Here is a 12,729-nt window from a genome sequence, read left to right on the forward strand (position 1 = left end):
CCGCATCGCGCATCAAGCCTCCTTCGCTGGTGACAGGGAGCATAGGGATTTTTTATGAAACGTATTCTGGTAGTCCGCAATGACAAGATTGGTGACTTCATGCTGGCGTGGCCGAGCTTTGCCATGCTCAAGCGCTCCATGGAGTGTCATGTGACTGCCCTGGTTCCCGCCTACACGGCGCCCTTGGCCCGCCTCTGCCCATGGATCGACGAGATCATCCTGGATCCGGGTGCCCGGGCCGACAAGGAGCAGCAACGCGCCCTGCTGGCGCGCATCAAGGCGGCCGCCTTCGATGCCTCCATCTGCCTCTTCTCCAACACCCGCAATGCCAAGCTGGTGTGGAAGGCGCACATTCCCTACCGGCTGGCCCCCGCCACCAAGCTGGCCCAGGTGCTCTACAACCAGCGCCTGGTGCAGCGCCGCTCCCGCTCCCAGAAGCCGGAGTACGAATACAACCTGGATCTGGTGCGCCGCTTCCTCGCCGATCAGCATCAGACCGTGGTGGAGCCACAGGGCCCCTACCTCGGCTTCGACCCCGAGAGCCTGCTGCAGGTGCGCGAGCAGGTCGCCGCCCGTCTCAGGCTCGACGCCAGCCGCCCCTGGCTGATGGTGCATGCGGGCAGCGGTGGCTCGGCCAACAACCTCTCCATCGAGCAGTACTCGCGCCTCATCATCAAGCTCAACCAGGCCTGTCCCGAGTTGCAGTGCGTGCTGACGGCAGGGCCGGGGGAGGAGGGGAAGGCGGAGCAGTTGGCGGCCGAACTGCTGGCCCATGGGGGCAACGGCTGGATCTACCGCTCCGACGAGGGGCTGCCGAAGTTCTGCCAGGTGATGGCCAACGCCGCCCTGTTCGTGGCGGGCAGCACGGGGCCCCTGCACATCGCCGCGGCCATGGACGTGCCGACCGTCGGCTTCTTCCCGGCACACCGTTCGGCGACGCCGCTGCGCTGGCGGCCGCTCAACGGCGAGGGGCGCCATCTGCCCTTCAGCCCGCCGGAAGACAGCGACCACCCGGAGGACATGAGCCAGCTCGATCCCAAGGCCATGGCGGCAGAGATCGCCCGCTGGGCGCCGCCCTTCTGGCGCGCCGAGCGCTGAGAGCGCGCACAGAACATACAGACAGGGCCCCGCGGGGCCCTGTCTTGTATGGGGATGCGCCCTGCTGGCAGGCCAGCCTACCGGGCGTGGCTCCCGACAGTCCCCTTGACGGGCCTGCCCGGGCCCCGGGCAGGGGAAACCTGTCGGTATAAGCCGGAGTCGGGTCATGTTGCCAATATCCATGCATTCGGCTTATAGCGGCCAGTTTTCGTCCGTGGCGCCCGGGTTTGCGCCGTGAGCGGCCCCGCGAGGGCTGCGCCCGCTCCATGGCAATAGGGTTTGCCCCTTGTCCCGCTGGAACAAGGGGTGAGTGATTAATGCGATGTTTGAGGCGCGATGCCCTATTTCGGCTGCTGGGGCTGCTGGCGAACCCAGAGATCGGCGTATTTGACGAAGGTGGAGTGGGCGGAGAGGATGGCCAGCAGCAGGCCCTGCTTGCCGTCGAGGAAACCGGCCTTGAGCAGGTACATCTTGAGGAAGCAGCCGACGGCGTGGACCAGCCCCTGGCCGAGGGATCCCTTCTTGCCGCGGGCGGTGCGCTGATCGGCCCATGCGCGGGCATAGCCGGCGGATTTGACCAGGTAGTGTTCCAGATCCCGGTAGGTGTAGTGGAGGAGGTCGCCCTGCAGGTTGACGATCTTCATGTTGGCGCGCACCTCCACCTTCTCGTGTACCAGCGCCTCGTTGTAGCCGGTCAGCGCCTTGGGGTAGAGGCGCAGCACCCGATCCGGGTACCAGCCGCTGTGGCGGATGAAGCGGCCGAACACCCAGGAGAGGCGCGGGATGGAGTAGATGGTGTCGCTGGCCGGGTTGGCCATGACACCCTGGATGGCTTCCCTGAGTTCCGGGGTGAGCCGCTCGTCCGCGTCCAGCCACAGCACCCACTCCGACTGGACATGGGACTGGGCGAGGCGGCGCTGACGGCCGAAACCGGGCCAGGTGGTGTTGACGAAGAAGCGGGCGCCAAATTCGGCGGCGATGGCCGGGGTGTCATCCTGACTGCCGGAGTCGAGAATGACGATTTCATCCGCCAGGCCTTCGAGGGAGGCGAGGCAGGCGCGGAGGTTGTCGGCTTCGTTCTTGACGATCAGGACGGCCGCCAGGGTCGGTTTTTTCACAGGCAAGGGACTCTTATTGGTGCCCGGCGGGCGGGTCATGCTCGGATTGGCGCCCATTCTAGCCTAAAACCCCGCGCGGGGCATGACCCGAGGGCCCGGTGTGCCCGCTTTTGAATGCGGGGGAAGGGGGATCTCTGCTACCCGGCAGTCGGTGGCCCAGGGCACGCCGTGTCCGGGTGGAAGAGGGCCTCAGGAGGGATACGCGGGGGAGCAGATCCTGCCAGGTAGGCGTTTTGCGGGAGCAGACGGGTATCTTCTGTTATTTCTTCGGCCTTTCTTGGGGCATAATCTCGCCCAGTAACGATCAACAGCCGGGCCAGTCCCGAGAGAAGACGCGCGATGAAGATATTGGTGATCGGCCCCTCCTGGGTCGGCGACATGGTGATGTCCCAGAGCCTCTACAAGGCGCTCAAGAGCAACCACCCGGGCAGCGAGCTCCATGTGATGGCGCCGGCCTGGTGCGTTGCGCTGCTGGAGCGCATGCCCGAGGTGGACAAGGCCATCCCCATGCCGCTTGGCCACGGTGACTTCAAGCTGGGGGCACGCCGCCGCCTTGGCAAGCAGTTGGCCGCCGAGCAGTACGATCAGGCCATCATCCAGCCCAACTCCATGAAGTCGGCCCTCATCCCCTGGTTTGCCAGGATCCCGGTGCGCACCGGCTGGAAGGGGGAGCACCGCTTCGGTCTGCTCAACGACATGCGCAGCAACAAACAGGCCTTCCCGCTGATGGTGGAAGGCTATGTGGCTCTGGCCTACCCCAAGGGGCAGATGAAGAGCCGGGACGACATTCCCGCTATTCCCCATCCCTCCCTGCACGTTGATCTCATCAACCAGGGCAAGGCGCTGGAGCGGCTCGGCCTGAATCGTGCCCGCCCTGTGCTGGTACTCTGTCCGGGGGCCGAGTTCGGCCCGGCCAAACGCTGGCCGGAAGGGCACTACGCCGTGGTGGCGCAAAAGCACCTCGACGAGGGATGGCAGGTATGGATCTTCGGCTCGGGCAAGGACGTGGACGTGGCCAACACCATCCGCGATCGGATCAACCCCCTGTCGCGCCCCAACTGCCACGTGCTGGCGGGCAAGACCAGCCTGCACGAGGCGATCGACCTGATGGCGCTGGCCGGTCGGGTCATCGCCAACGACTCGGGCCTGATGCACGTGGCGGCCGCCCTCAACCGGCCGCTGATCGGCGTCTACGGTTCCACCTCGCCCCTCTATACCCCACCGCTGGCGGACAGGGTCGAGATCGTCCACACCGACATCGAATGCCGCCCCTGCTTCAAGCGCACCTGCAAGTTCGGCCACCTCAAGTGCCTGATCGAACTGATGCCGGAACAGGTCATCGAGGCGGGAAATCGGCTGGAGCGTGGGGAAACGGCAGATCTGACCATAGTGCGGCAGCCGGTGGAATCCTCCGCTGCTGAACCAGGTAATAGCTAGCATGATCTACCGGTTGCTCTACAACCTGCTGATCCACTTGGGGTTGCCCCTGGCGCTGCTGGCGCTCTACAAGCCCAAAAAAGGCAAGCCCGGCTTCGGGGCGCGCTGGGCCGAGCATCTGGGACGATTGCCGCCGACCGGACAGGAGGCCCCCCTCTGGATCCATGCGGTGAGCGTGGGGGAGACCCTGGCTATCACCCCCTTCATCCGCGCCCTCAAGGCCGAGCGCCCCGAGCTGCCCATCCTGCTCACCACCACCACCCGCACCGGCGCCGAACAGGCGGCCAAGCTCGGGGATCTGGTAGTGCACCGCTATGCGCCTCTCGACTATCCCTGGGCCGTCTCGGCGTTTCTGAGCACCGTCAAGCCCCGCGCCCTCTGGGTGATGGAGACAGAGCTGTGGCCGAACTGGCTGGCGGCCTGCGAGGCACGGCACCTGCCAGTGACCATCCTCAATGCCCGCCTCTCGGAGCGATCCTGTCAGCGCTATGGTCGCTTCCAGGGTGCCTTCGATGCCCTGAGCCGCCCGCTGACCCACCTGCTGTGCCAGCATCAGGACGATGCGGATCGCTTCCATCGACTGGGGATAGGGCGCAATCAGCTGGCGGTGACCGGCTCCATCAAGTTCGACATCCAGTTTGGCGACGAGGTGCAGGCCAGGGGCCGTGCCCTGCGCCAGCAACTGGGGGAGGCACGACCTGTCTGGATCGCCGCCAGTACCCACCAGGGGGAAGACGAGCAGGTGCTGGCCGCCTTCGATCGGGTGCTCAAGGCCCATCCCTCCGCCCTGCTGATCCTGGTGCCGCGCCATCCCGAGCGTTTCGATCGGGTGGCCGAGCTGTGCGCCCCCTACGGTTGCGTGCGGCGTACGGCGGGCAGTGCGGTCGGCGAGAGGGACAAGATCTACCTGGGTGACACCATGGGCGAGCTGCCACTGATGCTGGCGGCGGCGGATCTCGCTTTTGTCGGTGGCAGCCTGGTGCCCGTGGGCGGTCACAACCTGCTGGAACCGGCGGCGCTGGGCAAACCCTGCCTGACCGGCCCCGTCTATTTCAACTTCAGCGACATCACCCGCCAGCTGGTGGCCCAGGGGGGCGCGGCCGTGGTGGCGGATGCCGAGGCGCTCGGTGACAAGGTGAGCGCCTTGCTCGGCGATGCACCTGCCCGCCGCGAGATGGGGGAGCAGGCCCGCGCCGTGGTGCTGCGCAATCAGGGGGCGCTGGCGCGCACCCTCTCCCATTGCCTCGCCAGCCTGGAAAGTGACGACTGAGGCGGGGCGGCGTGGTGGCCGCCCCGCCAGCATGTCTGCCAAACCCCGGGAGACAATCCGCGCCTCTTTCCTTTATGCTCTGCCCTTTGCCCCTGACCCTGTGATGCTCCGATGAACCGCGCTCCCCTGCTGTTGATGATACTGGTCACCCTGCTGGCCGCCGCTGGCTGGCTCTTCTCGAAAGAGGCGATTCGCGAACTGCCCACCGCCGCCTTTATCGGCAGCCGCTTCCTGCTGGCCGCCCTGCTGCTGTTGCCGCTCGCCTGGTTGCGCGAGCCGCCCCCCAGTGGCTCACAACTGCTGCGCGCCGCCGGGTGCGGCACCTTGCTCGGGGCCAGCCTGCTGTTCTGGGTTACCGCCATCAGCCAGAGCGATGCGCTCGGCAGCGGCGCCTTCATCATGAGCGTGGCCACCCTGATGGCGCCGCTTGCCGCCTGGGCCGCCTTCAAGGCCAGACCCGGCCGTCACTACTGGCTGACTCTGCCCGTGGCCGTCGCGGGTCTGCTGCTGCTCTCCAGCAGCACCCACTGGGGCGTGTCGCTCTCCCTGTTCTGGTTTCTGGCGGCGGCCGCCACTCTGGGGGTCCAGCTCGCGGTGCACCGCCACTTCGCCCAGTCCATTCCCCCTACCTGGCTCACCTGCATCCAGTTGGCGGTGACCGGACTGCTCGGCACCCTGCTCTCCCTGCTGACCGAGCAGTGGCCCGCCAGCATCGGCACTGGTATCTGGGGCTGGTTTGCGGCCAGCGTCCTGATCGCCACCACATTGCGTTACTGGCTGCTCACCCACGCCCTGAGCCGGATGACCACGGCCCACGCCGCCCTGCTGATGCTGCTCGAACCGGTCTGGACTCTTATCCTGAGCACCCTCTTCTATGACGAACCCCTGGGCCCCGCCAAGCTGGCCGGCGCCGGCCTGGTGCTGGGCGCTCTGGTGCTCTACCAGCTCCCCCTGCTGCTGCGCAGCCGAAGGCTGAAGTCACCGGTCTAGCCTGCGCGGGTGGGGGATGCATAGAAAAGAAGGAGAGGGTCTGCATGGCAGACCCTCTTTGCGTGATGGCACATGTCGGGCTCCCTTTGCTCGGGGCTGCCATCAGTCAGGCGGCTGAGCGCTGCGGGAAACGAACATAGAAAAGCCCCCGGGTGGCGAGGGCTGGTGCATCGATGAGGGAGATCACTCGATGTTCTGGATCTGCTCGCGCATCTGCTCGATGAGGACCTTCAGCTCGACGGCGGACTGGGTCACCTCGGCGTTGATCGACTTGGAGCCGAGGGTGTTCGACTCGCGGTTGAACTCCTGCATCATGAAGTCGAGACGGCGGCCGCAGGCGCCACCCTTCTTCATGATCTTGTTGGTTTCGCTGATGTGCATCTCCAGACGATCTAGCTCTTCGGCCACGTCGATCTTCTGGGCCAGCAGCACGATCTCCTGCTCGATGCGGGCCGGATCCAGCTCCACCTTGGCTTCGGCCAGCCGGTCGGTGAGCTTCTGGCGCTGCCACTCGATGATCTGCGGCAGGTGGGCGCGCACCTTGGTGACTTCCACCTGGATGCCGGCCAGACGCTGCTCGATCAGCGCCTTGAGGTTGGCCCCTTCACTGGCGCGGGAGGCGAGGAAGTCGTCCAGGGTCAAGTCGAAACCGCCCATCAGTTCGGTGGCGACCGCGTCCATGTCCTGCTCGGCGGCGGCCATGACGCCCGGCCAGCGCAGCACGTCGACCGGGTTGAGTTGGCCCTGGCCCGCCTCTTTCATCACCCAGTTGGCGCTCTCGATGATGAGCTTGGCCAGCTCTTCATTGATGTGCAGCTGGCTGGCGGCGGCCTGGGCGGCCTCGAAGCGCAGGTTGCACTCCACCTTGCCGCGCTGCAGCTTGGCCCGGAAGCGCTCACGCAGAACCGGCTCCAGGCTGCGCAGTTGTTCCGGCAGGCGAATGTAGGTCTCCAGATAGCGCTGGTTGACCGAACGAATTTCCCAAACGGCTGTGCCCCAGTCGCCCTTGAGTTCCTTGCGGGCGTAGGCGGTCATGCTGTGAATCATTGATTGTTCCGGGCTTGATGAAGTGTGCGGCCAGTATACTCAGCCAGGCCTGCTCCGTCAGCCGACGAGGTGGTTTTAGCGGCTGATATTTGAGTAGCGATCGCTTATACTCCTGCGCCAATTCAGCCAGCCCAGAGGTCAGTCCCATGTCCCGTCCCAGCGATCGCAGCGCCGCCCAGGTGCGTCCGGTAACCATCACCCGCCACTTCACCAAGCATGCTGAAGGGTCCGTGCTGGTGGAATTCGGCCACACCCGCGTGCTCTGCACCGCCAGCGTCGACACCAGCGTGCCGCGCTTCCTCAAAGGCAAGGGGCAGGGGTGGGTCACTGCCGAGTACGGCATGCTGCCGCGCTCCACCCACTCCCGGATGAACCGCGAAGCGGCCTCCGGCAAGCAGAGCGGCCGTACCCTGGAGATCTCCCGTCTGATCGCCCGCTCCCTGCGCGCGGCGGTGGACTTGAGTGCCCTGGGCGAGCACACCATTACCGTTGACTGCGACGTGTTGCAAGCCGACGGTGGTACCCGCACCGCCGCCATCACCGGGGCCTGCGTGGCGCTGGTGGATGCGCTGAACTGGATGGTGGAGAAGGGGCTGATCAAACAGAGCCCGCTCAAGCAGATGATCGCGGCCGTCTCCGTCGGTATGTTCGAAGGGGAGGCCATCTGCGATCTGGAGTACATCGAAGACTCCGCCGCTGAGACCGACATGAACGTGGTGATGACCGAAGATGGTCGCATCATCGAGGTGCAGGGCACCGCGGAGGCCGAACCCTTCACCCACGAGGAGCTGCTGGAGATGCTGGCGCTGGCCAAGGGCGGCATCGACGACATCATAGCGCTGCAGAAGCAGGCGCTCTCCTGAATTTCTGATTTGAAAAACGCGGCATTGACCGCGTTTTTTTATACCCCCACACAAGACAACGACAAGCCAAGCAAGGAGCCAGAATGAAAGCCTACCAGCGTCAATTTATCGAGTTCGCCCTGGAGAAACAGGTCCTCAAATTCGGTGAATTTACCCTGAAATCCGGTCGTAAAAGCCCCTACTTCTTCAACGCCGGTCTGTTCAACAGCGGCCGCGATCTGGCCCGTCTCGGCCGCTTCTATGCCGCCGCCCTGATGGATGCCGGCATCGAGTTCGACGTGCTGTTTGGCCCGGCCTACAAGGGGATCCCCATCGCCTCCGCCACCGCGGTGCAGCTGGTGGAGCAGCACGACGTGGACGTGCCCTGGTGCTTCAACCGCAAGGAGGCCAAGGATCACGGCGAGGGTGGCAATCTGGTGGGCAGCCCGCTCAAGGGGCGCATCATGCTGGTGGACGATGTCATCACTGCCGGCACCGCCATCCGCGAATCCATGGATCTGATCCAGGCCAACGGCGCCTCCCTGGCTGGCGTGCTGATCGCGCTGGATCGTCAGGAGAAGGGCAAGGGCGAGCTCTCCGCCATTCAGGAAGTGGAGCGTGACTACGGCGCTCACATCATCGCCATCATCCAGATGAGCGACTTGATCCAGTATCTGGAAGAGAAGCAGGCCGAACAGCCGGAGCTGGCGGCGCAACTGGCCGCCATGAAGGCTTACCGCGCCCAGTACGGTATCTGAGTCGCCGCGTATACCGCGCAATAGTTGAAGGCGGCGCCCGTTTGTTCTCTGGCAGCAAACGGGCGCCGTTTTTTCATCTGCAAAAAGTGGATCATGTGGCTTGAGCTTACCCTTACAGTAAAGGTTAGGGTTTGCCAGTCGGCGTTTTGTGGTGCCGACGGGTTCCGGGGAGGAACAACATGAGCACTCATCTTCAATCACCCATTCATCTGCAGTTGCCGCTGAGCGGCATGAGCTGCGCCAACTGCGCCGGCCGCATCACGACCGCCCTCAACAAGCTCGACGGGGTATCGGCCACCGTCAACTTCGCGCTGGAGCAGGCGGCCATCGAGCTGACCAGCCCCGACCGTCTGCCGGCGGTACTGGAGAGCATCCAGGCGCAGGGTTATGACTACGGCAGTGAGACCATCCTGTTTCAAATCACCGGCATGACCTGTGCCGGTTGCTCGGCCCGTCTGAACAAGATGCTGGCGGCGCTGCCCGGCGTCATCTCCGCCGACGTCAACTTCTCCATCGAGCAGGCTCGTATCGTGCTGGTATCCGGGATGCAGACCCCCGCCGCCCTGCGCGAGCAGATCGAAGCCCTCGGCTTTGGTGCCCAGCTGGCGCAGGGCTCGGCCAGCGGCCGCCGCCAGCAGTTGCTGGAGCGGGAAGCGCAGGAGGCCGCCAGCGCCCGTCAGGCGCAAACCCGGGTCATCGTCTCGGCTTTGCTTACCCTGCCGCTGCTGGTGGGGATGCTGGCCATGGCCGGGTTGTTCCCCTGGCATTTGCCCGCCTGGCTGGAGCTGGTGCTCGCCACCCCGGTACAGTTCTGGATCGGGGCCCGCTTCTATCGCGGCGCCTGGCTCGCCATCAAGAACCGCTCCGCCAATATGGACGTGCTGGTGGCGACCGGTACCAGCGCGGCCTACTTCTACAGCCTCTATCTGCTGCTTAATCTGGGGATGGCCGCCAGTGGCCAGCTCTACTTCGAGGCGAGTGCCATCATCATTACCCTGATTTCCCTCGGAAAACTGCTGGAAGCGCGAGCCAGACGCAGTACCCAGTCCGCCATTCGCGAGTTGATGGCGCTGCGGCCGGAAACCGCCACCGTCTGGCGCGGCGAGCGCTGGCAGAGTGTCGCCATCGACGAGGTGCTGCGCGGCGACAGGCTGCAGGTGCTGGTGGGGGAGCGGGTGCCGGTGGATGGCAGAATCGTGAGCGGTGAGAGTGAGCTGGATGAGTCGATCCTCACCGGCGAGAGCCTGCCGATTCCGCGCGGTGAGGGCGACAAGGTGCTGGGCGGTGCCATCAACCGCTCCGGCGTGCTGGAAATTGAAGCCACTACGGTGGGGGAGGACTCCAGCCTCAGCAAGATCATCGCCCTGGTGGAGAGTGCCCAGATGGGCAAGGCGCCGCTGCAGCAGCTGGTGGACAAGGTCTCCGCCGTGTTCGTGCCGGTGGTGATGGCCATTGCCCTGTTCACCCTCCTGGTGTGGTACGCCATCAGCAACGACTTCGGTCAGGCGCTGCTGGCGGCGGTGGCGGTGCTGGTGATCGCCTGTCCCTGTGCGCTGGGGCTGGCGACGCCGGCGGCCATCGTCACCGGTACCGGGGTGGCGGCGCGCCACGGCATTCTGATCAAAGATGTCGATACCCTGCAGAAGGCCCACGCCATCAAGGCGCTCATCTTCGACAAGACCGGCACCTTGACCCAGGGCCGGCCGGTGCTGGCGAGCTGGAGCGGCAACGATGAGCAACTGCGCCTCGCTGCCGCTCTGCAGCAGGCGAGCGAACACCCGCTGGCGCTGGCCATGCGCGAGGCGGTCGGCAAAGATGCCGTGCTGCCCCAGCCGGAGGCGGTGGAGGTGCGGGTCGGTGCCGGTATTGTCGGTCAGGTCGCCGGTCATACGGTCGCCATCGGCAATGGCTCTTTGCTGGCCCAGCTCGGCATTGAGGTGCCCGCGCAGGATAAACCGTCTGCCGACGGCGCGACCCGGGTCTGGGTGGCCATCGACGGCGTGGTGGCTGGCATCGCCGCGCTGGCCGATACCCTGCGCCCCGAGAGTCCGGATGCCATCGCCACCCTGCGTCAGCGCGGCATCGCCAGCTGGCTGGTGAGCGGTGATGCGCCGGCGCCGGTGGCCCATATCGCCGCCAAGCTGGGGCTGGACGGGGCCTTTGACTCCGTGCTGCCAGCCGGCAAGGTGGAGAAAGTGGAGGCGCTGCGGGCGCAAACCAGCGGGCTGGTCGCCATGGTGGGAGACGGGGTGAACGACGCCCCGGCGCTGGCGGCGGCGGATGTGGGTATCGCCATGGGCTCCGGCTCCGACGTGGCGATGGAGACCGCCTCCATCACCCTCATGCGATCTGACCCGCGGCTGGTGGCCGATGCCATCGACATCTCGGCGGCCACCTGGCGCACCATCCAGCAGAACCTGTTCTGGGCCTTCGTGTTCAACATCATCGGCATTCCGCTGGCGGCACTGGGTTACCTCAGCCCCGAGCTGGCGGGGGCGGCCATGGCCCTGAGCAGCATCACCGTCTTGAGCAATTCCCTGTTATTGAAGCGCTGGCAGCCCCGGGCGGGCAGCCTGCGTGCATCTGAATCCCAAAGGAGTCATTCATGAACATCAGCAAGGTCGCCAAGGCCACCGGCCTGACCGCCAAGACCATCCGCTACTACGAGAGCATCGGCCTCATCTCGTCGCCAGTGCGCAGCGACAACGGGTATCGCAGTTATACGGATGCCTCCCTGCGGGAGTTGCGCTTCGTCAAGCGGGCGCGGGAGACCGGCTTCAATCTGGAGGAGTGCCAGGAGCTGCTGGCGCTCTATCGGGACGAGCACAGAACCAGTGCCCAGGTGAAGAAGCTGGCCCAGGAGAAAATCGTCGATCTGCGCTCCCGCATCGCCGGTTTGCAAGCCATGCTCAGCGCCCTCGAGGAGGTGGTGAGCTGCTGTCACGGAGATGCGAATCCCCAGTGCCCTATCCTCGACGAGCTGGAGAAAGGGTGAGGGAGGGTTGCGCCATTCGGCCCTGCAGAAAAGGGTCTGTCGGGGCCTGTGCGGGAGAGGACGCGCTGAGTGGCAGCTTAATAGCGGTCGATTGATTGTTGAGCAGGAAAGGGGAGTGTTAAACTGTGCGGCTCTTGTACAGGGAGTACCCAGTTGACACAGAGTGTGAAATATCAGGTGCGGCGGGCCATCATGGTCCAGCTCTATACCCATGCCTCCTTCAGCCTGCCTTGCCTGGGGCTGCTGGCGATCAGCTGGAGCCTGCTGTTCCACGATTACCTGCCGGCCAGCGAGTCGCTGGGCTGGCTCGGTCTGGTCCTGCTGCTGTTGCTGGGGCGCTGGTGGCATCTGCGCTGGCGCCAGCCCAGGCTGGCGGAGCTTCCGCTGCCGGTGCTCGAGCGCGAGCTCTTTGTCGGGGTGACCATCACCTCCATCGTCTGGGCACTGGGCGTGCTGCTCTACATGGACAAGCTGCCCGACACCTATCGTGCCGCCATGATGATGCTCTCCAGCCTGATCCTGACCGGCAGTGCCATCATGCTGTTCGGCAGCCGTCGTACCCTCTATGGGGCCGTGCTGCCCCTAGGGTTTGCCATGTTGTTCGAGCTCAGTGGCGGCAACACCCAGGAGCGTATCGTCTCCTGCATGCTGGCGGGGTATCTGTTCGTCTTTCTGCCGACCCTGCTGCGGCGCCTGCGGCGGGATCAGGTGGCCTCTCTCTACCACAGTTTTTCCAATGCGGATCTGGTGGCCGAGCTGAAGGCGGTCTCCGAGCACCTCAAGCTCACGTCCCGCCTCGACGGTCTGACCGGCATCGCCAACCGGGCCCATCTCGACGACTCCCTGGCGCGCGCCTGGCGTCGCTGCCACCGTGCCAGGGCGCCTCTCTCTCTAGTGCTGGTGGATGTGGACTACTTCAAGCAGTTCAATGATCACTATGGTCATCAGGTGGGGGACCAGTGCCTGCAACAGGTGGCGAGCCTGCTGGCCGAAGTGCTGCGGCGGGAAGACGATCTCGCTGCCCGTTACGGCGGAGAGGAGTTCGCCCTGCTGCTGCCCTGCACCGCGAATTCAGATAATAACTGCAACACCCATGGTGCATAGGAGAGAAGAGGCCAACTGCCGGTTCTGGTACGCTTCTTCTCGCCAAAGAAACAAAGCGGAACACCATGAG

At 65.1% G+C, this 12,729-nt stretch carries 10 protein-coding genes and 1 pseudogene; 9 read left to right on the forward strand and 2 right to left on the reverse strand.

The window, feature by feature from the left end; translation table 11 throughout:
* The first annotated feature begins 54 nt into the window (after positions 1-54).
* The gene (locus tag PG883_RS16730) at positions 55-1,098 is read left to right on the forward strand and encodes a glycosyltransferase family 9 protein (protein WP_010676109.1); all 1,044 of its coding nucleotides are present in this window, start codon (positions 55-57) and stop codon (positions 1,096-1,098) included.
* A gap of 341 nt (positions 1,099-1,439) precedes the next feature.
* Here PG883_RS16730 and PG883_RS16735 read toward each other — a convergent pair whose 3' ends face one another.
* Positions 1,440-2,216, reverse strand: a complete 777-nt coding sequence (locus tag PG883_RS16735; RefSeq protein ID WP_010676108.1) for a glycosyltransferase family 2 protein — start codon at positions 2,214-2,216, stop codon at positions 1,440-1,442.
* Between the two features lie 339 nt (positions 2,217-2,555).
* Here PG883_RS16735 and waaF point away from each other — a divergent pair, with 339 nt between their 5' ends.
* The 3 genes from waaF (at position 2,556) to PG883_RS16750 (ending at position 5,913) form a co-directional block, all read left to right on the forward strand.
* A complete protein-coding gene (gene waaF / locus PG883_RS16740) occupies positions 2,556-3,653 on the forward strand; it encodes a lipopolysaccharide heptosyltransferase II (protein WP_010676107.1) in 1,098 nt (365 codons plus the stop codon).
* Between the two features lies 1 nt (position 3,654).
* Positions 3,655-4,923: a lipid IV(A) 3-deoxy-D-manno-octulosonic acid transferase gene (waaA, locus tag PG883_RS16745; RefSeq protein ID WP_052816522.1), complete on the forward strand. Its 1,269-nt coding sequence runs from the start codon at positions 3,655-3,657 to the stop codon at positions 4,921-4,923.
* A 111-nt stretch (positions 4,924-5,034) separates the two neighbouring features.
* Positions 5,035-5,913, forward strand: a complete 879-nt coding sequence (locus tag PG883_RS16750) for a DMT family transporter (protein WP_049636086.1) — start codon at positions 5,035-5,037, stop codon at positions 5,911-5,913.
* Positions 5,914-6,096: 183 nt separating this feature from the next.
* Here the strand turns inward: PG883_RS16750 and PG883_RS16755 are convergent, their stop codons facing one another.
* A complete protein-coding gene (locus PG883_RS16755; protein ID WP_270807409.1) occupies positions 6,097-6,960 on the reverse strand; it encodes a YicC/YloC family endoribonuclease in 864 nt (287 codons plus the stop codon).
* 146 nt (positions 6,961-7,106) lie between these two features.
* Between PG883_RS16755 and rph the strand changes: the two genes are divergently transcribed.
* The 5 genes and pseudogenes from rph to PG883_RS16780 form a co-directional block, all read left to right on the forward strand.
* Positions 7,107-7,823, forward strand: a complete 717-nt coding sequence (gene rph, locus PG883_RS16760; protein WP_201921200.1) for a ribonuclease PH — start codon at positions 7,107-7,109, stop codon at positions 7,821-7,823.
* A gap of 83 nt (positions 7,824-7,906) precedes the next feature.
* On the forward strand, positions 7,907-8,560 hold the full coding sequence (gene pyrE / locus PG883_RS16765) for an orotate phosphoribosyltransferase (protein ID WP_010676102.1): 654 nt from the start codon (positions 7,907-7,909) through the stop codon (positions 8,558-8,560).
* Positions 8,561-8,739: 179 nt separating this feature from the next.
* A complete protein-coding gene (locus PG883_RS16770; RefSeq protein WP_270807410.1) occupies positions 8,740-11,169 on the forward strand; it encodes a heavy metal translocating P-type ATPase in 2,430 nt (809 codons plus the stop codon).
* Complete coding sequence (gene cueR, locus PG883_RS16775) at positions 11,166-11,555, forward strand: Cu(I)-responsive transcriptional regulator (protein WP_010676100.1); 390 nt, start codon at positions 11,166-11,168, stop codon at positions 11,553-11,555. Before PG883_RS16770 ends, cueR begins: the two co-directional genes overlap by 4 nt.
* Before the next feature lie 153 nt (positions 11,556-11,708).
* Positions 11,709-12,620: pseudogene (locus tag PG883_RS16780) on the forward strand (diguanylate cyclase domain-containing protein); the annotation flags it as partial.
* Between the last annotated feature and the right edge of the window lie 109 nt (positions 12,621-12,729).

It is taken from the genome of Aeromonas sp. QDB25 (genome assembly GCF_027707725.1).
GTDB classification, from domain to species: domain Bacteria; phylum Pseudomonadota; class Gammaproteobacteria; order Enterobacterales; family Aeromonadaceae; genus Aeromonas; species Aeromonas caviae.